This is a genomic window from Prevotella sp. P3-92, assembly GCF_002251205.1.
GTDB lineage: Bacteria > Bacteroidota > Bacteroidia > Bacteroidales > Bacteroidaceae > Prevotella.
The window spans coordinates 17,347-41,887 of sequence record NZ_NPJE01000047.1 but is presented as its reverse complement, the minus strand read 5'-3'; the positions used below and the strand labels follow the sequence as shown (position 1 = coordinate 41,887).

Below are 24,541 nucleotides of genomic sequence, written 5' to 3'. Positions count from 1 at the left end.
GGCTCATAGCAGTCAGATAGATATTAAAGAAATCGCCACGCCCCATGATGGAGCGTGGCGAGATATGAGAAGAATGTTTTATTTATTCTTTGTTTTCCTTACCAGCGTAAGCAGGATTCTGCTTCAGAGCCGGGTTCTTCATGAGTTCTGTAGCAGGAATTGGCATATCCATCTTGTTGATATCAAAGTCGAATGTACGCTTTGTCCAAGGATAGTTAGCATAGTCATCACCACCATCATCCTTTGGATAGTTGTAATTGACGTGATCCTCAATATAGCCAGACTTGATCATATCTGGGCAGAGGCTCCACTCTGAGTTGAACTCTTTACGACGCTCCTCATTGACAGCAACCTTCCATACTGGAGAAGTGTGCTTGTAGCCAACGCGGTTAGGCTTAGCCTGAAGTGCTGTATAGTAAGCCTTAGCATCAGGAACGGAAACTCTTGCTGTCAGCACGCCAACAGGATAGCTGGTCATAGTGAGGTTCTTCCCGTTGCCAGCATACACATTGTTATAGTGTCCATAGTATGCACTGTAGTCCTTACCGATAGTTTCGTTACCCCATGCACGGTCACGAATCTTATCGATTGCAGCCCATCCAGCAGGAGAATTTTCACCTTCTGTACGGAAGCAGCACTCTGCATAGTCGAGCAATACGTTAGCATAACGCTTACCATAGATAATCACAGGAGCCCACATCTGAGTACCCCATGAGTTACCATCAGCATAGGCAGAACGCCAGATCTTGGTCGTCCAGATAGCAGGAGCAAACTCACCATTGGTGAAGTGGAACTGACGAGTCTTGGTACCAGACTGTACACCTTCAGCATTAATGAATGGTGCAACGACATGACCACTGGCATCCTTAACACCCAGAGAGTCCTTCAGATAAGGGTTGTAGCCCCATACATTATTAGATTTTTGAATACCATATTCAGCCAATTTATCTTCTGGAATAGCACCTGTAGCACATGAAGCGTCACGACGTGTGTCACCTGGTTCATAGCATGCATACCATTCCCATGAGAGGTATTCAGCACCCCATCCACCATTCTCAGGACAAGCGCAGAACCACTTAAACATGTTTGGATTACAGAAAGTGATAGTACGGTCACTACCCCAGCTACTCCATTCGTTACCTTCGTCTGAACACATCGCCCAGATACATTCCTTATTCCAGAATCCTGCAGGATCCCAGTTGGTAGCGAAGTTAGAAGACAGTTCGTAAGTATTGCTGTCGATAATATCTTTCAGCGCTTGCTTAGCTTTGGCATAGCAATCAGCAGCCTGATCGGGGCAACGGAATGCTTTCCACATGTATGCATCAGCGAGGTATGCCTTGGCCATACCCTTGGTGCAACGGCCATACTGATTGTTGTATGGAGTCCAATCCAGCAGTTCTGCAGCCTTAGAGAAGTCTTCGATGATGAAGTCCCACATTTCTTCGTAGGTCTCTGCAGCAGCCTTGACAGGAGTATTATTGAAGTCTTCACCGGTGGCGAGCATAGGAACACGACCGAATGTAGTAGCCAACCAAGTGTAGAAATATCCACGGAGTGCGCGAGCCTCACCTTCGCAAAGCTTCTTAGCTTCTGGGGTTACTTTCTCTGCATTCTCAAGTCCAGCCAGATAGAGGTTAGCACGTGCGATGGCAGCATAAGCGTGTGACCATCCTTGACCCAGTTCACCAACGTTGGCATCCCATGTCTGGTCGAGGAATTTTACGTCCCAACCGGTACACTGTGTATCCATTGTTGGGTGGCTTCCAGTAAACAGATTTGGTTTAAAGCCCCAGCTATCATCTTGTTTGCTGACGTTGTTATAGGCATAGATACCGTTCAATCCAAGGCGGGCATTATCATCATTCTCAAACTGAGATTCTATGTCCAGAATGTCATACTTTGGTACGTCAAGGAATTTATCGTTGTCGCATGAAGAGAAAGCGACGCATCCTAAACCTGCCAATGCAAAATATTTAATTATATTTTTCATAATTGTCTTTCTTTATAGTTAATTAGAAGGTAATGTTAAGACCGCACATGTAAGTACGTGGAGTTGCATAACGGCCAGTGTCAAGACCTGAGTAGATGACGCTACCCTGACCAACTTCAGGATCACCATACTTGCTGTATGGAGAGATTGTGCAGAGGTTCTGAACAGCTACGTAAGCACGTACTGCAGTGAGACCGAATGAGCTGAGGAACTTCTTAGGAACGTTGTAGCCCACCTGAATATTGCTAATCTTGAGGAAATTACCGTTCTCTACCCATGCATCGCTAATACTGCTGTTCTTGTTGTTGTCGAGGCGGGTCAGGCGTGGAAGTGTTCCGTTAGGATTGGTTTCAGCGTTGTACATGTTATTGTAGCTATCCTTAAGCAGAGCAGGAGTCCAAGAGTCATCCGACGGGTTCATGATAGAAAGACGCATCTTTGAATAAGAAAGGATGTCCATACCCAGTACACCGTATGTGTAAAGACTGAAGTCCCAATCCTTATAAGTAGCGCTGAGGTTCAAACCGAAGTTAAACTTAGGCAGACCATTGCCGAGGATTACGCGGTCATTATCATCGAGTGTGCCGTTCTTATCAGTATCAACGAAGAGGAAGTCACCGATCTGTGCATTCTGTCCCTGAGCCTTAGCTTTGTCGAGTTGCTCCTGAGTTTTGATGATACCTGCAACTTTATATCCATAGTATGAACCTACGGCTTCGCCTTCGCGACAGATAGAGTGGTTGTTCCAGTTGAAACCTGTACCACTGATAGCACCAAGGTTTGAACCGTCGATTTCGTCGGCAGAATATGTGCTGTTGCCACCGGTACATGTTGCAGTGTAGTCCGCACCCATCTTCTTAATCTTATTCTTCAAGGTAGAACCGTTGAATGCCACGTTGATAGCCCAGTCCTTATTGAGTTTCTTGTTGTAGTTTACAGAGAATTCGAAACCGGTATTATCAATCTGACCGTAGTTGGTATAGATAGAAGTATTACCTGCTGATGGACGAATCTGACGCTCAAGGAGCAAGTCCTTAGTCTTACGAGTGAAGAAGTCCATGGTAACAGTCAAGTCATTGTTGAGGAATCCGAGGTCAAGACCGAAGTTAGTCTGTTCGTTGGTTTCCCATTTCAAGTTGGTATCAACCAATGGTGCATAGAATCCAACAACACGGTCGAACGAACCGGTAGTACCACCACCAAGACCAGGAGCGTAGAAGTTGTACTTGGTATCGGCAGAAGACAGGGCATAAGTAGAACGTCCTGCGATACCACCGGCATTACCAGTCTGACCCCAACCGATACGAACCTTAGCATTGCTGATAGCCTTCACGTCTTTCAGGAAAGACTCTTCCTTCACGCGCCAAGCGATGGCAGCTGATGGGAAAGTACCCCAACGGTGTCCTTCAGAGAAGTTAGAAGAACCGTCGCGACGTACGGTAGCAGTCACCACGTAGCGGTCGAAGAGACTGTAAATCAAACGTCCATAGTATGAGATAGTACGTACTTCAGCGTTGAAACCACCATTACCATTGATACTTTTAGCATCATTGGTGAGAGAGATCACACGGTTGTTGGGAGAGAGGAAGCCGTGCGCACTTGCGCTAACCCATGAACCTTCATACTTGCTTACAGAGTTACCAGCCATCAAGGTCAGGTTATTGAAATCAGTCTTCCAGTTATAGGTCATGTAAGTTTCAATGCTCTTGCTCAGACCCTTGCTCAGGCTGAGTCCGAAGTCATAGTAAGCCTGGTTACGACCTTCGTACTTCACTTCAGTCATAGTACCGCCGATATTGTTGTAACGCTTGTACATACCAGAGAACTCGTCATTGTCAGAGTTGGTCTGTGTCCAAGAAGCGATAGCGTGGATATTGAGCTTATGCTCCTTCAGGTTGAGAAGTGTAATGTCGATGTAGGGGTTGATAGAAATACGTGAGTTGCGAGTTACGCGACCGATTTCCATCTGTGAAGCATAGGGGTTCTGAGCCTGAGCGGTCATACCTTCCCATCCGTCAGGCGTAGGAGCCTTACCTGCGCCATAGGTACCATCGGGGTTCACCACATTAACATTAACCAACTGACCAGTTACGTCATCGATATAGTCGAGTGATGGAGCCATCTGCGCGATATCACGCTGTGATGACAGGTTACCATTGTTACCCAAACCGATGTTGTTACCTTTAACGGTAGAGTACATGTAGTTCATATCACCACCAAACTCAATGTAGTCATTGACCTTAGTCTTAACGCTGGCGCGTGAGGTGAGTCGGTCATACTTGGTGTTAACGATGATACCCTTGTTCTGCAAGTAACCAAGAGAGAAGTTGTACTGAGTCTTTTCAGTACCACCATTAGCAGAGATACCATACTGTTGACGGAGTGAAGTGCGATACATCTGATCCTGCCAGTCGATGAGGTTGCGCTTACCATCGTAAGCCTCAGCCCAGATCTGGTTGTTCAGCGTAGCGCCGTCATTAGCTTTAGACTCGCGGATAGAACGAGCATAATCGTTACCAGTGAGGGTTTTCAGTTTGTAAGGAAGAGTCTGAATACCAAGGTCAGCAGTGATCTTGATGTTCATCTTGCCTTTCTGACCGTGCTTAGTGGTAATCATGATAACACCATTCGCACCGGCAGAACCGTAAATTGCAGTAGCAGAAGCGTCCTTCAAGACTTCAATACTCTCGATATCAGCAGGGTTAACGAAGTCGGCATTGGTACCAACCTACACACCATCTACTACATAGAGAGGCTGCGCATCACCGTTGATAGTACCGATACCACGGATACGGATGGCAGACTTAGAACCAGGAGCACCGTCCTGATTGGTAACCATCACACCAGCAGCTGCACCTTGGAGGGCCTGAGCGATGTTAACAGGCACCTTGCGCTCCATTTGCTCCTTATTAATAGTAGCCACAGAACCAGAGATGTCTGACTTCTTCATTGTACCATAACCTACTACAACGAGGTCGTTAAGTACTGTTTCATCGCCCTTGAGGACAACTTTGAGATTGGTTTTGCCGTTGACAGCCACCTTTTCAGTAGCATATCCCACGTAAGAGATACTCAACTGTGCGTTGGCTTTCACGTTCAACTGGAAGCGACCATCGAAATCAGTCACGGTACCGTCGTTTGTGCCCAGCACTTTAACGGTTGCACCGATAATCGGTTCGCCACTTTCATCACTTACTGTTCCTTTTACAAGGCTCTGTGCCGAAATCCCCAAGGGGAATAAACAGAGCAGCAACAGTAAAAACAACGGCTTTTCAATCTTTCTTAAGTTAGTTGAATTTGACATAAATAGAACAGATTAAAATTAGTTATTGATTGGTTAATATTGTTGTTGGTTTGTTTAGGTTGCCTCACGCATTTGTTGCGGTAAGGCGATGCAAATATAATTTATTATTCCTTAACATCTGTTCATAATCGGCAAAAAAAACTTTGTTTCTTGTTACATTTTGAATTTTGTTACACAGGATGAGGGTATATTTTACACAACACAAAGTTTTCTGTCGACCAAGAAAACGCGTCAGAGCAAAAAAGTAGAGATTCAACCCCTATAGTGTGCAATATAAATACTTTTTGAAACATGCAGAGCTGTTAAAACATGCTATAAAACACACCGTGACTGTTCGTATATACCTTATATATAATGCGCGCGTGCGCACGATCACACGCACGTGGTAACACGAAGGATGATAGTTTATATAGCAACTCAAAAGAGTAAGAATATACAAAACAGAGTTTTTTCAGTGATACTATTCTATCAGAATATATGCAAAAAAGATACAGAGCTTGATGGTTTGAAAAAAAATGTGTAACTTTGGCAACGGAAACAGAAAATAGATGCTCGCAGATACAAGAAAACAAGAAACGGCTGTCTTTCGAGCTGCTGGAGAGGAAGTAGCAACGGGAGCGGAAGCTGACCTAAGGCTGCTGGAAAAGCAGCAGCAACGGGAGCGGGAACTGACCTAAAGCGCCAGGGAACGCCGCAGAAACAGGAGCAATAACCTAAACAAATATTTTTAAAAAACAATAATACAATGAAGAGAAATGTAATTCTGACCGTAATCGGTTGCCTCATGAGCGTTATGGCATGGGGCGAACAGGTGGTTGTGGAGACTAAAAACATGACCATGGTACTCGATGTAGAGCAAGGCAAGCATCCACAATACGTGTATTTCGGCAGTAAACTCAATGCCGAAGAACTTACACATCTGCAAAAACCCGTGGAAGGACGCATGGATGCCTATCCTGCCTATGGTCTCAACACACCGGCAGAAGCAGCTTTTGCCATGCGCCATGCAGACGGTAACCTATCGTCAGCACTTTATGCCGATGGTGTAAGTCGCAATGGCGACGTGACCACCATCCGCCTGAAAGACCCTGTTTATCCCATCACCGTCAATCTGAAATATAAAGCATACCGCGATGTAGATATGATTGAAGCATGGAGCGAGGTGACCAACGGCGAGAAACAGACCGTCACCCTCACCACTTTTGCCTCTGCCATGCTACCCATTCGCCGTGGCGATGTATGGATGAGCCACCTCTATGGATCGTGGGCAAACGAGGGGCGCCTGGTGGAAGAACCACTCCATGCCGGTCAGCGTGTGATTGTCAACAAGGACGGCACGCGCAATTCGCATACCTCTCACGCCGAAGTGATGTTCTCCTTGGATGGCAAAGCCCGCGAGAATAGCGGTCAGGTGATAGGTGCAGCCCTGTGCTACAGTGGCAACTACCGTCTGAAAGTCAATACCGACGACACCGAATACCATTATTTCTTTGCAGGCATCAACGAAGACAATTCAGAGTATCACCTTAAGAAAGGAGAAACCTTTGTGACGCCAGCTCTTGCCCTAACCTTCAGCAACGAAGGTCTTTCAGGCGCCAGTCGCAATTTCCACAAATGGGGTCGCAATTACAAACTGATGCACGGCAATGTGGAGCGCAAAATCCTTTTGAACTCTTGGGAAGGTGTCTATTTCGACATCAACCAGCAGGGCATGGATCAGATGATGGCTGATATCGCCTCAATGGGAGGTGAATTGTTTGTAATGGACGATGGCTGGTTTGGCGACAAATATCCCCGCAAGACCGACAACTCATCACTTGGCGACTGGACCGTAGATAAAAACAAGTTGCCCGATGGCATCGAAGGTCTGTTGCGCGACGCAAAGAAGAACGGAGTAAAATTCGGCATTTGGTTGGAACCAGAGATGACCAATACCGTCAGCGAACTCTATGAAAAGCATCCCGACTGGATCATCAAGGCCCCTAAGCGCGACGCCGTGCTGGGTCGCGGCGGCACGCAGTTGGTGCTTGACCTGTCTAATCCCAAGGTGCAAGACTTCATTTTCAGCATTATAGATAATCTCCTGACGAAATATCCAGAGATTGATTATATCAAATGGGACGCTAACATGGCGATTATGAACCACGGCTCACAGTATCTCAACATGGCAGACCAGAGCCATCTGTATATAGCCTACCACCGTGGGTTCGATGCCGTATGCAAGCGCATCCGCGCCAAATATCCCGATATCACCATCCAGGCATGCGCTTCAGGAGGCGGTCGTGCCAACTGGGGCATACTCCCCTACTTCGATGAGTTCTGGGTTTCCGACAATACCGATGCGCTCCAGCGCATCTACATGCAGTGGGGGACCAGCTATTTCTTCCCAGCAATCGCCATGGCAAGCCATATTTCCGCAACTCCCAACCATACTGTGTTCCGCACCACGTCGTTGAAATACCGTATCGACGTAGCCATGAGCGGTCGTTTGGGCATGGAGATTCAGCCGAAAAACATGACCGATGCCGAGAAAGAACTGTGTCGCAAAGCCATTGCCGAATACAAGCAGATACGTCCCATCGTACAGTTTGGCGACATCTACCGCCTTGTTTCGCCCTACGACAAGAAGGGTCTTGCCTCGATGATGTATGTCACCGAAGCCAAAGATAAGGCAGTGTTCTACTGGTGGAAGACCGAATCGTTCCAAAACGAGCACTTGCCACGTGTCCACATGGCAGGTCTTGACGCCACTAAGATGTATCGCGTGAAGGAGTTGAACCGCATCGACGTAGAGCCACTCGCCATTGAGGGCAAGCTGTTCAGCGGTGCATACCTGATGAACCACGGTCTCGACGTGCCTTACCGCAACAATACGGAGTGGAACGCACGCACTGATTGGTCGAGCCGCGTATTGCTCCTTGAAGCCCAATAATCGTCAGCAGGCGCACATGGTGCGCACCTATTTATAATGAAAGACACACATCGTAACAGATGACAACAAGAAAGAAAGAAAAGACAGACCTGCTCGCTTACATCCGCGAGGGCCGTACGATGACACGGAGGGAAAAGCTCAATCTGATTATTCAGTTGAGTATTCCCTCCATGCTCGCACAGCTCTCCACCATCGTTATGTTTTTCATTGACGCCTCGATGGTGGCACATCTGGGTGCCAAGGCATCCGCATCTATCGGATTGATAGAGAGCACTTCGTGGCTCTTTGGCGGACTTGCCTCCGCTTGTTCCATGGGTTTTTCCGTCCAAGTGGCACACGCCATCGGCGCCAACGACTTCGATCGTGCACGCCACATTCTTCGTCAAGGCATCACCTGCTGTCTCATTTTCAGCGCATGTTTAGCCACTACGGGCATTATCATCCATCGCGCCCTCCCCTATTGGTTGGGTGGAACAGCCGATATTGCCTCCGATTCATCGCTTTACTTTCTGATATTTTCCTGCGCTGCCCCTTTGTTCCAACTCGAACACCTGTTTGGTTCGATGCTCAAATGCTCAGGTAATATGAAGGTGCCCAGTATGCTCAACATCATGATGTGTTTTCTCGATGTAATTTTCAACAGCATTTTCATCTTCATCTTAGGCTTCGGCGTAGTCGGTGCAGCCATGGGCACCAGTTGTGCCTACCTTGTCATCACATCGCTGATGGGATATTTTCTCATCTTCCGTTCCGACATTCTGCATCTGAAAGGACGGCGCGGTTCGTTCCGTCCCACCATCTCCACAGTGAAGGCCGCCTTTGGCATCGGCGCCCCCATGGGTTTACAACACCTATTGATGGGTGGCGCACAGATTGTGAGTACGATGATTGTAGCGCCATTGGGCACTATCGCCATTGCCGCCCACTCGTTGGCCATCACGGTAGAGAGCCTGTGTTACATGCCGGGCTACGGCATTGCCGAGGCAGCCACAACGCTTGTTGGTCAAGGTATCGGCGCTGGACAGCGCCTGTTGACCCGTTCTTTTGCCTATCTGTCTGTAGGACTTGGAGTTTTGGTGATGACGTTTATGGGTGGTATGATGTATCTCTTTGCCCCCCAACTCATGGTGTTGATGACTCCCGTCGAGCTCATTCAGGAGGTCGGCACAGTATGTTTACGCATCGAAGCCTTTGCCGAACCCATGTTTGCAGCAGCCATTGTGTGTAACGGAGTATTTATCGGTGCAGGCGACACACTGCGCCCTGCCATGATGAGTCTGGCGTCCATGTGGGGTGTGCGTCTCACATTGGCAGCCTTGCTCGCTGTGAGCCACGGTCTGCCAGGCGTTTGGACCGCTATGGCCATCGAACTGACGTTCCGCGGTTTGATATTCCTTACCCGTCTGTGGCATGGCGGTTGGGCAAATCGCATGCGCACCTGACCCGCCACTGGGTATAAAGCATACAGCCCCGACTTCATACAAGTCGAGGCTGTTTCTTTCTTTTCCTATTAATAACTAAAAAACCTACTTTCTCTTAAATTTGTGGATTGTCGTTGTTTCTCACCCACAAACCTGTTGCAGCTAATGCTGCACACAGGGTAATCCATGTCATGTTAATCATCTCTTTACCTTTTTAATACCTAAAATTAAACATTAACCTAACAATCAAACTACTACTGCCTTCTCTATTATCCTCATTCTTTCACCTATTTACCTATTGTATTATCCTGTTTCCTGATGTGTTATCCTAATCTTTTCCTTTTGAGTTTTTTCTGTGTTATCCTATCTTCTTACCTATTCTACCTATTTACCTTTCTTACTAACAATCTTATGTTATCCTATTGAATGTGTTCTCTCTTGATCACGTTGCAAAGTTAAGCAGATTCTGCGAACCTGCCACAGAATCTGCTTACAAAACTTTGAAAATGGGTGTATAATTGACCTTAATCAATTTATTGTGTTCGCACACACAACTCTTTTTCCACTAAATTAGTCAATTCGACAAACTGTGGAATGGTGAGTTGCTCAGGTCGTTTGGTCATCATTTCATGCTGTGTGAGTGGGCTGTCGATAGTCGAAAGGTTAGGCAGCAACTGGCGTAGCGACACGCGCAACATCTTGCGGCGCTGGTTGAAAACGGTTTTCACCACGCGCTTAAACAGCAGTTCGTCGCATCCGAGGTGTTCCACGGAGTTGCGTGTCATGCGTATGACCGCACTTTTCACCTTGGGCGGTGGGTTAAACACGGTTTCATCCACGGTGAAGAGATAGTCCACGTCATACCACGCCTGTGTCAGTACCGAGAGAATGCCGTATGCCTTGTTCCCCGGTTCACTCGCCATTCTGAGTGCCACTTCACGTTGTATCATGCCCGTGCAACAAGGAATGAGGTTGCGGTTGTCGAGCATTTTGAAGAATATCTGCGATGAAATATCGTAGGGATAATTGCCCGTCAATACAAACTGCTTGCCATCGAACACCTTGGTGAGATCCATTCTGAGGAAATCCTCACCGAGTATATTCTCTCTGAGTTTAGGAAAATGTTCGTTCAGATACGCCACACTCTCGCGGTCTATCTCTACCACTTTCAGTGGGCGGGGCTTTTCCACGAGATATTGAGTCATCACTCCCATGCCGGGTCCCACTTCGAGGACGGGCAAATCTGGGCATGCATCAACAGTATCGGCTATGCGTTTGGCAATGCCGAGGTCGGTCAGAAAGTGCTGACCGAGGTTTTTTTTGGGTCTTACTTGTTTCATTCTTGCGCCTTAAAGGTACTTTGCAAAGGTAAAACAATTATTCAATATTCACAAATTTTGCGAACACTTATTATATATAGGTCTATTATTTTGCCTCATCACCCCACCCTCATGTCCATACACCCTATCGCCTTGGGCGCCTCTGAGCAGATGTCGTTGTGGATGATGGATTATCGGTCAGATGTCCAACGACCGTTGTGTAGCTTTCCGGTCGTGTACCGCCTTACACCCTTGCGTCAGCAGTCTTTTGATGTTGCCTTTCATGCCTTCCTGCTGCATGCGGTGTCCACAGGGGATGTATTTGCACTTAATTCCGGTGATGTGCTTATCTACGCAGAAGTCTTGCGGGCGTTCCACGGGTTTACTGGTCACTGAGAGATAGAGTTTTCCCAAGTCGCCAAGGTTGACCACTTGTCCTTCACTCAATGCCAATCGAATGGTGGAAAAGAGTTCTGCCATGACCATCCGCACATCGGAAACCTTTGCCGAACAGTTGGCTTGTATCCGTTCTTCTATCTGTTCGAGCGTCAATTCTGCACCACGTATGGTGTGGGCATAGTACATGCCATAATGATTGCGAGACTTAATTTCTCCCTTTACCAACATAAATTTTACTGCCATAATCTTCGTGTGTTTAAATGATATGAGTTAATTGTGACTGCAAAATTAGCAAAAAACGATAGCGAAAGCAAATCTTTTCATACCCCATAACTACCCTATCAATATTGTTTGGGGCAGCAAATCAATTTGTTTTCCTCAGCAAATCAATTTATTTTGCTGAGCAAATCAATTTGATTTCCTCAGCAAATCAATTTGATTTGCTCACCCATACTCCGTCTAAAGCGCAACAACATGCTATATTTCTGCAAGTTACACGCGTTTCACGATCTATTGACAAATATCACTTATCATCGTCATGATACCACAACACACTAAAAAGGGGAAGTCGCCCTTAGGCAACTTCCCCATTATCATCATGTTTGTTGATTTTCGATTAGTACTGCGACAAAGATGTCGCGCGTACGTTTTTAGATTTTGTTCTGCAACTTCATATCGATTACTACACCTGTTGCAACAGCTGCAGCGCAGAGAACAGTGGCAATTGCCATAATTTCAAATACTACCATAATAGTTATCCTTTCTTTGTGTTTTGTTATTACTTTGAGGTCTGCCCGAAGGCTCGCCTCGTTTTTTTCATCTCTTAAATGAGTTACTTACCAAGATTAACCTTGTTGTTCACTCTGACTGCCTCAGCAATCGTAATAGCTACAACAGCCACAATTAACAATACTAAAGTCATGTTCTTCCTTTCTTTTTAATTTGTGTTATCCTGTAATTGTTATCCTGTGCATTTCTCTTAATGCGATGCAAAGGTACGCACTAAATATCAACCTTGCAAGCATTGTGTGCGCAAACAACACAAAAATACCCTATTCTTTGACCCATATCAAAGATTTGACATGTATCAATACATTTTCACGGAAATGTAACTATATAGCTGGGGAATATCGGATTCATAGTGCTTCATACGGCAGTATATTGTATAATAAGGTGTAGGGAGGGAGGAGAAACAGACTTTGGCGCTACGCGCCCAAGGTACTCACGCTCAAGAATAAAAAAGAAAATTGCTTTTTTCTTTTTTATTCTGCTCGCTTATTCGTACCTTTGCCTACGGAAACATGAAGACAACAAACATCATCATCAAGATACTGATGCCTCTTGTGCTGGGCGGAGCGATACTCTATTGGATGTATCGTGGGGAAAACTGGCAAGAGATGCAACACGTTATGACCGACGAAATGGACTGGACGTGGATGCTTCTCTCCTTTCCTTTCGGCATACTCGCACAGATGTTCAGAGGGTGGAGATGGCGTCAAACGCTCGAACCAATGGGCGAGCACCCTCGCCACTCCGTCAGCATTCATGCCGTTTTTCTATCCTATGCAGCCTCACTCATCGTGCCGCGCGTGGGCGAGTTTACTCGCTGCGGCGTGTTGAAGCGCTACGACAACATCTCGTTTCCTAAGGCATTGGGGACGGTGGTCACCGAGCGCGCCATCGACTCACTACTCGTCATGGGCATAACCGCTGTGGTTTTGCTCTTCGAAATGAGCACTTTCGGCATGTTTTTCCATAAGACAGGCACCAACCTCAGCACCATTCTCCACCATTTCTCATGGACAGGCTATTTCGTGGTGGCTATCTGTCTGCTGGCACTGATGGTGTTGCTCCACTTTCTGCTGCGCAAACTCTCGTTCTACGATAAGGTGAAAGCCACGCTGAAAGGCATTTGGCAAGGAGTCATCTCGCTCAAAGACGTAGCCAATGTGCCACTGTTCATCGTCTTTACCGTTGCCATTTGGCTGAGCTACTTCCTACACTATTACCTCACATTCTTCTGTTTCGACTTCACAGCAAACCTCGGCATAGGATGTGCCATGGTCACTTTCATCGTAGGAAGCATTGCAGTTATCGTACCGACACCCAACGGAGCCGGGCCCTGGCACTTTGCCGTAAAGACCATGCTGATACTCTACGGCGTGGCAGACACGCAGGCACTCTGCTTCGTGTTTATCGTACACACCATACAGACACTACTCGTGGTGGCACTCGGCATCTATGCCTGCATCGCGCTTGCCTTTACCCATCGTCACAACAGCATCGGGGAAAAAACATCAGAAACAACATTGTTCAACAAATTATAAAATTTCAAAGACTATGAACGAAATCACAAAACTGGATCCACAGTGCATCTGGAAAAACTTCTACGCCCTGACACAAGTACCACGCCCAAGTGGACATCTGGAGAAAATTCAGCAGTTCTTACTCGACTTCGGCAAACAGGTTGGGGTCGAAGCATTCAAGGACCCAGCAGAAAATATCGTTTTCCGCAAACCTGCCACACCGGGCATGGAAAACAGAAAAGGCGTCATCCTACAGGCTCACATGGACATGGTGCCACAAAAAACACCAGACTCACCACACAATTTCGAGACCGATGCCATCCAACCATGGATTGACGGAGAATGGGTGAAAGCCACAAACACCACACTCGGAGCTGACAACGGACTCGGCGTAGCAGCTATCATGGCGGTAATGGAAGACAAATCGCTCGTGCACGGACCTGTGGAAGCACTCATCACTGCCGATGAGGAGACCCACATGGTGGGTGTCAACAACCTGCCCAGTGGCGAACTCCATGGCGATATCCTGCTCAATCTCGATACCGAGCTATGGGGCGAATTTGTCATTGGTTCGGCTGGTGGAGTGGATGTTACTGCCACGCTCGACTATCAGGAAGTGGATACCGACCCCACAGATGTTGCCGTTAAGGTGACACTGCAGGGACTCCGCGGCGGTCACAGCGGCCTGGAAATCCAAGAAGGACGCGGCAACGCCAACAAGATGATGGTGCGCTTTGTGCGCGAAGCCATCGAAGAGACCGAAGCACGGCTGGCTTCATGGCACGGCGGAAACATGCGCAATGCTATTCCATTCAAGGCTGAAGTGGTGCTCACCCTGCCGAAAGAGAATGTAGAGGCACTCAAAGAACTGGCTGCCGACTGGCTCACTGACTTCCAAGAGGAGTATGCTCCCATTGAAAAGAACATCCAGTTGACCGTAGAAGAAGTGGCAACACCAGCCAAACAGGTGCCCGTAGAACTGCAAGACAATCTCATCAACGTCATCTACGCATGCCACAATGGTGTGTTCCGCATGATTCCCCACTATCTCGACGTAGTAGAGACATCGAGCAACCTTGCCATCATCGACATTGCGGAGGGTAAGACTGCCATGAAGATTCTCGTACGCTCAAGCCGCGAAGACATGAAAGAGAATCTCGTGAAGACCCTCGAAAGCTGCTTCAACATGGCTGGCATGAAGGTAGAAGCTACTGGCGATTATGCCGGTTGGGACCCCAACCCCGACTCAGAAATCCTCGGTCTGCTGCTCAAAGAGTATAAGGAGCTGTTCGGAAAAGACGGTGTCGTACAGGTAGTACACGCCGGACTGGAGTGCTCCGTCATACTCGGCAAATACCCACACCTCGATGTGGTGAGCCTCGGCCCGACGCTCGAATCACCTCACACCACGACCGAACGCGCACTCATCAGCACCGTGGAACCCTTCTGGCAACTGCTCAAGAAAACACTGGCTGATATTCCTGAGAAATAACAACCAACGGTCGGTGCATGCAAACAAACAGCACCGAAAGACCGTATCATACCCGTCAATGGCAGACACCTGATGTGTCTGCCATTGACTTTTTTGTTGCCTAAAGAGAAAGAAAAAACGAAAAAACCTTTGCATTTTCAACTGATTATTGTAATTTTGCAAGCAATAAAACCAAAGTAACAACATAAAATGGACGACTACCCGGCGGATAATTACAATTCGTAAGGCGTGAGGAGCAGCATGGCAAGACAGCTAATCCTCTTGCCACAAAGTCATTTGCACCAAAAAAGGATTAGCACAATGAAGACATTCTGGAACACTAACAACGGACTGACCCAAATCAAAGAGTGGCAGCCCAACTGTTGGATACAGGTTACATGCCCAACAGAGGAAGACAGTCAACTGCTCGAAGAACAGTATAACATTCCCGATTATTTCCTATCCGACATCAGCGATACCGATGAGCGGGCACGTTATGAGTACGACGATGGTTGGATGCTCATCATCCTGCGTATCCCCTACGTCAAAGAGGTACGCTCACGTACGCCATATACCACCGTGCCACTGGGTATCATCCATAAGCGCGATGTCACCATCACCGTATGCTACTACGAAACCAATATGATGATCGACTTCGTTTCGTTCCAGCAAAAAAGAGCTGAGGGATTCACCGACCATGTCGATATGATTTTCCGACTCTTCCTGTCGTCGGCTGTTTGGTATCTGAAACGACTCAAGCAAATCTCTATGCTCATCGACAAAGCCAAACGAAATCTCGACCGCGAAGTAAACAACGAGAGTCTTATCGGACTGTCAAGACTGCAAGACTCACTCACTTACTTCAACACATCTATCCGTGGCAACGAGGTGCTGCTCTCCAAACTGAAATTTAAACTGCAGATTGACGAACTCGACGCCGACCTCATCGAAGATGTAAACATCGAGATGACACAGGCACGGGAAACTACCAATATCTATTCCAACATTCTCGAATCAACAATGGATACCTATCAGAGCATTATCAACAACAACATGAACACCATCATGCGTACGCTCACATCGGTAACCATCATACTCATGCTACCCACACTCATATCAAGTTTCTTCGGTATGAACCTCATCAACGGCATGGAGACAAGTCCCATAGGCTTCGCCATCGCCATCATTCTGTCACTCATTATATCAGTGGCATCATGGGCAGTTTTCAGACATAAACGACTCATTTAAGGGGAAAAACATCAATTTTCTGACCTAAAATTAGGCTGTTTCAGATATTTTGCGTACTTTTGAAGCCTATTATGTGTACTCTAACCCATTTTCATGAACTCAAACATTAAGATGATGGACTCTCAAGAACAAACGCTCGAACAAGAGCGCAACATCCAGCAGCCAACGGCTGAAACAGAGCAAAATGCACTGCAACAGCACGAGCGTAAGCAGTATCAGAACAAACAGGAAGTGCTCGAACGCGTGCGCGAAATAGCACAAAGCGATGAAGCACCACAGAAAGACGAAGTGGATTACCTCAAAACGGTATTCTACAAACTGCACACTGCCGAACGCGAAGCTAAGCTCAAAGATTATATTGCCAATGGAGGAAACCCCGACACCTACCAAATCGTACCCGACGAAACAGAGGAGGCCTTCAAAGCAGAGATGAGCATCATCAAGGAAAGAAGACAGAAACTATTCCTCGAGCAGGAGCAGGAAAAACAAGACAACCTGCAGAAGAAACTCGATATCATAGAGAAAATCAAAGCGATGATTACATCGCCTGAAGAGGCAAACAAGTCGTATAAAGACTTCAAAGCACTGCAAGAGGAATGGAAAGAAATAAAAAATGTGCCCGTAGAAAAAGCCAACGAACTGTGGCGAAACTACCAGCTCTATGTGGAACAGTTCTACGATCTGCTCAAACTCAACAGTGTAGCACGCGAATTAGACTTCAAGAAGAACCTTGAAAATAAAACACGTCTATGCGAAGCTGCGGAGAAACTCGCTGAAACACCCGATGCTATCAGTGCATTCCATCAACTACAACAGCTTCATCAAGAGTATCGCGAAACTGGTCCTGTGGCTAAAGAGCTACGCGAAGAAATATGGGCACGATTCAAAGCTGCATCTACCGTTATCAACAAGAAGCACCAGCAGTATTTCGATGAACGAAAGGCACAAGAGGAAGAAAACCTCACCCGCAAGACTGCACTCTGTGAAAAAATAGAGGCAGTCGTTAAGGAAGACAATAAAAACAGCAACGATTGGGATAAACATACCAAGGCTATTATGGAGTTGCAAGCCGAGTGGAAAACCATTGGCTTTGCGCCACAGAAGATGAACGTCAAAATCTTCGAGCGCTTCCGTAAGGCCTGCGACGAATTCTTCAAAAACAAAGCTGAATATTTCAGAAACAGAAAGGAAGAATATAAGAACAATGCCGATAAGAAACGTGCACTGATAGAAAAAGCGAAAGCCTTGCAGGATTCTACCGATTGGAAATCGACAAGCGATAAGTTTATCAATCTGCAAAAAGAGTGGAAAACTATCGGTACTGTGCCCAAGAAAATGGGCGACCAAATGTGGCAGGAGTTCAACGGCATCTGCAACAAGTTCTTCGAAGCGGCTAATGCTGCTGGAGCGGGCACACGAAGCGCGGAGCACCAGAACCTCAACAAGAAGCGCGAAATTGTGGAGCAACTCAAAGCGCTCACCGAACAAGCTGGCGACGACCTTCAGTCTAAGGTGCAGAAACTCGTGGCAGAATATCAAGCCGTAGGTCATGTACCCTACAAAGAGAAGGACAAAATCTATGAAGAATATCATGCCATACTGGATAAACTCTACAAGACACTGAACATCAGTTCTGCCAAGCGCCGACTCAACAATTTCAAAGACAACCTCAAACAGGTGGCTGGACGTGGTGAAAACGCCCTCGACAACGAGCGGGCACGATTGATGAGACAGTATGAGCAGTTGAAAAACGAGGTGCAGACCTACGAAAACAATCTCGGTTTCCTCAATGCGTCATCTAAGAAAGGAAATTCACTCATTGACGAAATGAACAGAAAAGTACAGAAATTGAAAGACCAAGTGCAGTTGGTGCGCGAAAAGATCAAAGCCATCGATAGCAATAAACAACAGTAAACAGCATCGTCATACCAGATACAGACAAAGGGAAAGGTCAACAACCTTTCCCTTTGTTGTTATTCTCCATGCCCCAACTGCCGGTTGCTTAATTGTTCTAACGATGGTCGAATGGTGGTCAATCGGTGGTCAATTGCCCAACATCGACCACACCATATACTTTTGAATCTCTGCATATTAGAACAAAAGGTGGTCGATGGTAACAAAATGATGACGTCGCGTGCGCGTGTGCGTGCGCATACACACGCGAGATATATAAGAGGAGAATATCGATAAAAGAAACAGAAAAGAATAGGCAGCATTGAGAAGTTTTAACGTCAAACAACCACATATTGATAGAACTTTGAACGCTATAAGACGGAGGTAGGCGCTGCACGACGAAGGTACTCTCGTTCGGAAAAGCGAAAGAAAATTTCTGTTTTCTTTTGCTTTTCACTCACTTATTCGTACCTTTGACGCTATGCGACGAAGGTACTCTCGTTCGGAAAAGCAAAGAAAATTTCCGTTTTCTTTTGCTTTTCACTCACTTATTCGTACCTTTGCAGTCGATTTTAAAATTAAGAGAATGCAGGATATCCGTAACATTGCGATTATCGCACACGTGGACCACGGCAAAACTACGCTCGTGGACAAGATGATGCTGGCAGGAAACTTATTCCGTGAGGGACAAGACCTGAGTAGCCAAGTATTGGACTCCAATGACTTGGAACGCGAAAGAGGCATCACGATTCTTTCCAAAAACGTAAGTATTAACTGGAAAGGTACAAAAATCAACATCATAGACACTCCAGGACACTCCGACTTCGGAGGCGAAGTGGAACGCGTACTCAACATGGCAGACGGTTGTCTGCTACTGGTCGATGCGTTTGAAGGACCTATGCCACAGACTCGCTTCGTGCTGCAAAAGGCATTGGAAATCGGTCTGAAACCTATCGTGGTGGTGAACAAAGTAGATAAACCCAACTGCCGACCAGAGGAAGTATATGAAATGGTGTTCGACTTGATGTTCTCTCTCGATGCTACAGAAGACCAACTCGACTTCCCTGTAGTATATGGATCAGCTAAAAACGGATGGATGGGCGAAGACTATAACAAGCCTACCACCGATATCACTTATCTGCTCGACAAGATTGTTGAGGTGATTCCAGCACCAAAACAGATTGAGGGCACTCCACAGATGCTTATTACAAGTTTGGACTACAGCAGCTATACCGGACGTATCGCTGTGGGACGTGTACACCGTGGATATCTGAAAGACGGACAACAAGTGACCATCTGCCACCGCGATGGTTCGCAGGAGAAAACAAAGATAAAAGAGTTGCACGTGTTCAATGGAATGGGCCACCAGCGCACAGAACGAGTAGATTGCGGCGACATCTGTGCCGTAATCGGATTGGAGAAATTTGAAATCGGTGATACCATCTGCGATGCAGAAAATCCCGAAGCACTGCCTCCTATCGCTATCGACGAACCCACCATGTCGATGCTCTTCACTATCAACGACTCACCATTCTTCGGTAAAGAGGGTAAGTTTGTGACTTCAAGACATATCAGCGAGCGACTGAACAAGGAACTGGAGAAGAACCTTGCGCTGCGCGTAAGGCAAGTGGAAGACGCTAACGACCGCTGGATAGTAAGCGGACGTGGTGTGCTGCACCTCTCGGTACTCATCGAGACCATGCGTCGTGAGGGCTATGAACTGCAGGTGGGACAGCCTCAGGTAATCTATAAAGAGATTGACGGAGTGAAATGCGAACCTATCGAAGAACTCACCATCAATGTGCCTGAGGAATTTGCCTCTAAGATGATTGACATGGTGACACGACGCAAAGGCGACATGACCTCGATGATCAATCTCGGAGAACGTGTGGATATCGAATTTAATATCCCTTCACGAGGCATTATCGGACTGCGTACCAATGTATTGACAGCATCGCAAGGTGAGGCTATCATGGCACACCGCTTCAAAGAATATCAACCTTACAAGGGCGATATAGAGCGACGTTCCAACGGTTCGATGATTGCCATGGAAACTGGAACTGCTTTCGCCTACTCTATCGACAAGTTGCAAGACCGTGGTAAGTTCTTCATCGATCCAGGCGAAGATGTATATTACGGTGAGGTAGTCGGCGAACATGTTCACGACAACGACCTTGTGGTGAATGTGACAAAAGCCAAACAGCTGACCAACGTACGTGCTTCAGGTTCGGACGATAAGGCTCGCATCATACCGAAGACAGTGATGTCGCTCGAAGAGTGCTTGGAGTATATCAAGGAAGACGAACTCGTAGAGGTTACTCCTAAGTCAATGCGTATGCGTAAAATTATCCTCGACCACGACCAGCGCAAAAAGGCTAATAAGTCGTAACCGAGGATATATGAATCGGATATATCCCACATCGGCAAACAGACCGATGGAGGATAAATAATAAGTCTGGGTTATTCCGGATAGTGGAGGTTCTCATCAGTAGCATGATCGAGAACCTCTTCTACATAGCGGCGGGCTTCAAGACGTGCCATGGGAAGGTCGTGGAGCAACCAGTTGCCGCAATCGCGAGGTGCAGCACCGGGTATCTCGCCTTCATAATCTGCAACGAAACGGAAGGTGCGGCGCATGAGTTCGAGGATGTCACGACTCTCGTAATCACCACGAATCAAAAGGTAATTACCAGTCAGACAGCCCATCGGTCCCCAATAGATGATGCGATCTTTCCATTCAGCATCGTTGCGCAGATAGGTAGCAGCAAGATGTTCGATAGTATGGATGGCACCATTGTGGAGCACGGGTTCACGGTTGGGCTCCTTCATACGGATATCAAAAGTGGTAACGGTCTCACCACCTACTTGGTCTTTGCGACTCACATAGATGCCACGGAGCAAACGCTCATGGTCTATCGTAAAACTGGGTATCTTATTCATATAGCGATTCTACAAATGTCTTGGTTACTTGAAAAGAGTTTTCGGCAATGGTATTCCAAAAGTCATGATACATGGAAGCATCGGTATCGCGAAGAGGAATATCACTCACCACACGAAACGAGATGAAGGGTACTCCATACTTATAGCACGTTTGGGCAATGGCTGCCGACTCCATATCAACGGCTTTGGCTTCGGGGAAATGGCTGATGATGTCACGCATCTTGTCTTTGGAATCAACAAACCAATCGCCAGTGACAATCAATCCGGGATGGACAGAAAAGCCTTCACACTTCACTCGACAGGCTTTCGCCAATAATTGTCCATCGGCTTTATAACGGGCAGGCATTCCCTGCACCTGACCATAAACAGTGGTTTGATCGATTGAAGTACCGCAATACACATCATGGTAACTCACTTCTGCACCTACCACAACATCCTGAACATGGATATCATCGCCGTTGCCACCAGCACATCCACTCGACACAATGACATCGGGATGGTGCCTGCGAATCATTTCGGCAGCACCTAAAGCTGCATTGACCTTACCAATGCCACACTTCTCAACAACCACGTTGCCATCGGTGAAGAGGTGTTGTAATTGTTGCAATTCTTTGTCCATTGCAACGATAATTCCTATTTTCATGTTTTGTTTCTATTGATTTATGCGTGCAAAGTTACGAAAATTTGTGTAAAATGGTTATCTTTGCACTCAGAAACAAAAACAAAACGGTTATGAAAAGTTTGAAACAGTGGCTACCAGACATCTTGGTAGTGATTTTGTTTGCGGCAATATCGTTTGCCTATTTCTTCCCTGCAGATATTGAAGGACGTATCCTATACCGGCACGACTCATCGGCAGGACGCGGCGCCGGACAGGAAGCATCAGAGTATTATCAACGTACAGGAGAACGCACAAGATGGACCAATTCGCTCTTCGGAGGTATGCCTACCTATCAGACGTCGCCATCATATCATAGTACCGACACCATTGCACAAGTGGGCAATGCCTACCATCTATGGCTGCCGGAAAACGTATGGTATGTGTTTGCCTATCTATTGGGATTTTATATTCTGTTGAGAGCATTCGATTTCAGATGGTATCTTGCTACACTGGGCGCTGTTGTATGGGCATTCTCCAGCTACTTCTTTATCATCATTGCCGCTGGACACATTTGGAAAGTCATTGCACTGGCTTATCTACCACCGATGATTGCCGGTGTAGTATTGGCTTATAGGCGAAAATATATGCTGGGACTCCTGGTCACTGCACTATTCTCTGCACTGGAGGTATTGGCAAATCATGTGCAGATGACCTACTATTACCTGTTTGTTGTAGTAGCAATGGCTATTGCCTTCATCATAGAAGGTGCGATGAAGAAAGACTGGAAACATCTGGCTAAAGCTACTGGTGTATGTATAGCGGGTGCTACAATCGGTATTTGCATCAACATGTCGAACCTCTACCATACATGGCAGTATGGCAAGGAGACGATGCGTGGACAAAGCGAACTGGTGAAGAAGAATACCGCTAACCAAACATCAAGCGGACTGGATCGTGACTATATCACACAATGGAGCTACGGAATAGACGAGACTTGGACCCTGTTGGTGCCCAACACTAAAGGTGGTGCCAGCGTGAGCATTGCCTCTGATCCCACTGCCATGAAAAAAGCAGATGCAGAGGTGAGCGACTTCTTCCAGAATACATTCAACATGAATATCTACGGCAGTTTCTCGGAATACTGGGGTACACAGCCTATGACTGCAGGACCTGTATATGTCGGTGCCTTTGTATTGATGCTGTTTATCCTCGGACTGTTTATCGTCAAAGGCCCCATGAAGTGGGCATTACTGGCAGTCACTATTCTTTCTATCCTCCTATCATGGGGTAGAAACTTCATGCCGTTTACCGATTTCTTCCTCGATTATGTGCCGATGTATGCTAAGTTCCGAACGGTGGCATCTATTCTTGTCATTGCTGAATTTACCATTCCACTGCTTGCCATGTTGGCACTGAAAAAAATAGTGGATGAACCCGAAATACTGAAAACACAGAAGAAGTGGTTTTATCTTTCATTCGGACTTACCGGTGGACTGGCACTATTGTTTGCGATACTGCCAGACGTATTCTTTGACTTCAATTCCATACACGATGCAGATGCCATCAATGGACTCAACGCTCAATTGACAAATGTGTTGGGCAACTATCCCGATATGCTTGCCAACTATCAGCAGAATATATATCCGCGCATCTTGCCAAGTCTGGCCGCTATGCACAAAGCCGTATTCACTGCCGACTGCATTCGATCATTTGTCATCATTGCTATCGGTACTGCACTACTGCTTCTTTTCAGCATGAAGAAAATACGCAAGGAATGGCTCGTGGGAGCATTGGTTGTGCTCTGTCTGGTGGATATGTGGCAAGTGAACAAACGATACCTCAACGATGAAATGTTTGTTTCAAAGACGGTACGTGAAGAACCTGTACAGAAGTCGGCTGCCATTGACCATATCCTACAGGACAAGACACTCGACTTCCGTGTGCTCAATCTGGCAGGCGACACCTTCAACGAAAACGAGACAAGTTTCTACCTGAAGAGTATCGGTGGATACCATGCTGCTAAGTTGCGCCGTTATCAGGAGCTCATTGACGAACATATCAAAAAGGAGATTCTAGGTCTCGCAACAGCTTTCAACAAGGCACAGGGTGATATGACCAAAGTAAATGGCGACTCGATTTATCCAGTGCTCAACATGCTCAACACCAAATATTTCATTCTGCCACTGCAAGCCAACCAAACGGTACCGATAGAAAACCCATACCGCTATGGCAATGCTTGGTTTGTGGACCAAGTGGATTATGTGGAGAATGCCAATGCCGAGATTGACGCACTCGATAAGATTGACCTGCGTCATCATGCAGTTGCTGACAGCAAGTTCAAGGATATATTGGGCAACAGCACACAGCAAGATGCTGTTAGCCTTGTCACACTCAAGAACTATCAACCCAACGAACTGACCTACGAAGTGCAGTCTGGCAAAGGCGGAGTGGTGGTATTCTCTGAAATATACTATCCAGGATGGACTGCCACAGTAGATGGCGAGCAACAAGAGCTGGGACGTGTCAACTATGTGCTCCGTGCCTTGAACGTGAAGCCCGGACACCATCAGGTGGTGCTCACCTTTAAACCGAAGAGCATCACACATACTGAAACCATCGCCTATATTGCTATGGGCATCATGCTCTTGCTGATTGTGGTATTGATTGCTGAATATATTCGTTGCCAGCGACAAGCCAAGTCATAGAAACTAAGA

At 46.7% G+C, this 24,541-nt stretch carries 13 protein-coding genes and 1 pseudogene; 8 read left to right on the top strand and 6 right to left on the bottom strand.

Annotated elements, in window-relative coordinates; translation table 11 throughout:
• Nucleotides 1–82 precede the first annotated feature (82 nt).
• Nucleotides 83–1,993, bottom strand: coding sequence for a RagB/SusD family nutrient uptake outer membrane protein (locus CIK93_RS07095; RefSeq protein WP_094436531.1), 1,911 nt, complete (start codon nucleotides 1,991–1,993; stop codon nucleotides 83–85).
• Between the two features lie 22 nt (nucleotides 1,994–2,015).
• Nucleotides 2,016–5,297 (bottom strand): annotated as a pseudogene (locus CIK93_RS07090) (SusC/RagA family TonB-linked outer membrane protein).
• A gap of 793 nt (nucleotides 5,298–6,090) precedes the next feature.
• Here CIK93_RS07090 and CIK93_RS07085 point away from each other — a divergent pair.
• Both CIK93_RS07085 and CIK93_RS07080 read left to right on the top strand, forming a co-directional pair.
• Entirely contained in the window at nucleotides 6,091–8,229 is a 2,139-nt protein-coding gene (locus CIK93_RS07085; protein WP_371327196.1) for an alpha-galactosidase, read from the top strand.
• A gap of 59 nt (nucleotides 8,230–8,288) precedes the next feature.
• The gene (locus CIK93_RS07080; RefSeq protein ID WP_094439424.1) at nucleotides 8,289–9,671 is read left to right on the top strand and encodes an MATE family efflux transporter; all 1,383 of its coding nucleotides are present in this window, start codon (nucleotides 8,289–8,291) and stop codon (nucleotides 9,669–9,671) included.
• Between the two features lie 512 nt (nucleotides 9,672–10,183).
• Here CIK93_RS07080 and rsmA read toward each other — a convergent pair.
• Nucleotides 10,184–10,990, bottom strand: a complete 807-nt coding sequence (rsmA, locus tag CIK93_RS07075) for a 16S rRNA (adenine(1518)-N(6)/adenine(1519)-N(6))-dimethyltransferase RsmA (protein ID WP_094436539.1) — start codon at nucleotides 10,988–10,990, stop codon at nucleotides 10,184–10,186.
• Between the two features lie 177 nt (nucleotides 10,991–11,167).
• A complete protein-coding gene (locus tag CIK93_RS07070; RefSeq protein WP_094449281.1) occupies nucleotides 11,168–11,611 on the bottom strand; it encodes a hypothetical protein in 444 nt (147 codons plus the stop codon).
• A gap of 1,058 nt (nucleotides 11,612–12,669) precedes the next feature.
• On the opposite strand from CIK93_RS07070, the gene CIK93_RS07065 reads away from it, so the two are divergent.
• The 5 genes from CIK93_RS07065 to typA all read left to right on the top strand — a co-directional run bounded on the left by CIK93_RS07065 (nucleotide 12,670) and on the right by typA (nucleotide 20,675).
• A complete protein-coding gene (locus CIK93_RS07065; protein ID WP_094446991.1) occupies nucleotides 12,670–13,695 on the top strand; it encodes a lysylphosphatidylglycerol synthase transmembrane domain-containing protein in 1,026 nt (341 codons plus the stop codon).
• A gap of 13 nt (nucleotides 13,696–13,708) precedes the next feature.
• Nucleotides 13,709–15,166 (top strand): aminoacyl-histidine dipeptidase, encoded by a 1,458-nt coding sequence (locus CIK93_RS07060; protein ID WP_094446990.1) that lies wholly within the window; start codon nucleotides 13,709–13,711, stop codon nucleotides 15,164–15,166.
• Between the two features lie 300 nt (nucleotides 15,167–15,466).
• On the top strand, nucleotides 15,467–16,393 hold the full coding sequence (locus CIK93_RS07055) for a magnesium transporter CorA family protein (RefSeq protein WP_094390169.1): 927 nt from the start codon (nucleotides 15,467–15,469) through the stop codon (nucleotides 16,391–16,393).
• A gap of 111 nt (nucleotides 16,394–16,504) precedes the next feature.
• Nucleotides 16,505–18,307, top strand: a complete 1,803-nt coding sequence (locus CIK93_RS07050) for a DUF349 domain-containing protein (RefSeq protein ID WP_094447012.1) — start codon at nucleotides 16,505–16,507, stop codon at nucleotides 18,305–18,307.
• A 565-nt stretch (nucleotides 18,308–18,872) separates the two neighbouring features.
• Entirely contained in the window at nucleotides 18,873–20,675 is a 1,803-nt protein-coding gene (gene typA / locus CIK93_RS07045) for a translational GTPase TypA (protein ID WP_094446989.1), read from the top strand.
• Nucleotides 20,676–20,746: 71 nt separating this feature from the next.
• Here the strand turns inward: typA and CIK93_RS07040 are convergent, their stop codons facing one another.
• A complete protein-coding gene (locus CIK93_RS07040) occupies nucleotides 20,747–21,226 on the bottom strand; it encodes an S-ribosylhomocysteine lyase (RefSeq protein WP_094446988.1) in 480 nt (159 codons plus the stop codon).
• Nucleotides 21,219–21,869, bottom strand: coding sequence for a 5'-methylthioadenosine/S-adenosylhomocysteine nucleosidase (mtnN, locus tag CIK93_RS07035; RefSeq protein WP_094390172.1), 651 nt, complete (start codon nucleotides 21,867–21,869; stop codon nucleotides 21,219–21,221). The genes CIK93_RS07040 and mtnN overlap by 8 nt, the downstream gene beginning before the upstream one ends.
• Nucleotides 21,870–21,958: 89 nt before the next feature.
• On the opposite strand from mtnN, the gene CIK93_RS07030 reads away from it, so the two are divergent.
• Entirely contained in the window at nucleotides 21,959–24,532 is a 2,574-nt protein-coding gene (locus CIK93_RS07030; RefSeq protein ID WP_094447011.1) for a YfhO family protein, read from the top strand.
• Nucleotides 24,533–24,541 lie beyond the last annotated feature (9 nt).

Coding starts and splice junctions, on each gene's coding strand:
- CIK93_RS07095 (WP_094436531.1), bottom strand. CDS start 1,993: ATGAAAAATATAATTAAATATTTTGCATTGGCAGGTTTAGGATGCGTC.
- CIK93_RS07085 (WP_371327196.1), top strand. CDS start 6,091: ATGGCATGGGGCGAACAGGTGGTTGTGGAGACTAAAAACATGACCATG.
- CIK93_RS07080 (WP_094439424.1), top strand. CDS start 8,289: ATGACAACAAGAAAGAAAGAAAAGACAGACCTGCTCGCTTACATCCGC.
- rsmA (WP_094436539.1), bottom strand. CDS start 10,990: ATGAAACAAGTAAGACCCAAAAAAAACCTCGGTCAGCACTTTCTGACC.
- CIK93_RS07070 (WP_094449281.1), bottom strand. CDS start 11,611: ATGGCAGTAAAATTTATGTTGGTAAAGGGAGAAATTAAGTCTCGCAAT.
- CIK93_RS07065 (WP_094446991.1), top strand. CDS start 12,670: ATGAAGACAACAAACATCATCATCAAGATACTGATGCCTCTTGTGCTG.
- CIK93_RS07060 (WP_094446990.1), top strand. CDS start 13,709: ATGAACGAAATCACAAAACTGGATCCACAGTGCATCTGGAAAAACTTC.
- CIK93_RS07055 (WP_094390169.1), top strand. CDS start 15,467: ATGAAGACATTCTGGAACACTAACAACGGACTGACCCAAATCAAAGAG.
- CIK93_RS07050 (WP_094447012.1), top strand. CDS start 16,505: ATGATGGACTCTCAAGAACAAACGCTCGAACAAGAGCGCAACATCCAG.
- typA (WP_094446989.1), top strand. CDS start 18,873: ATGCAGGATATCCGTAACATTGCGATTATCGCACACGTGGACCACGGC.
- CIK93_RS07040 (WP_094446988.1), bottom strand. CDS start 21,226: ATGAATAAGATACCCAGTTTTACGATAGACCATGAGCGTTTGCTCCGT.
- mtnN (WP_094390172.1), bottom strand. CDS start 21,869: ATGAAAATAGGAATTATCGTTGCAATGGACAAAGAATTGCAACAATTA.
- CIK93_RS07030 (WP_094447011.1), top strand. CDS start 21,959: ATGAAAAGTTTGAAACAGTGGCTACCAGACATCTTGGTAGTGATTTTG.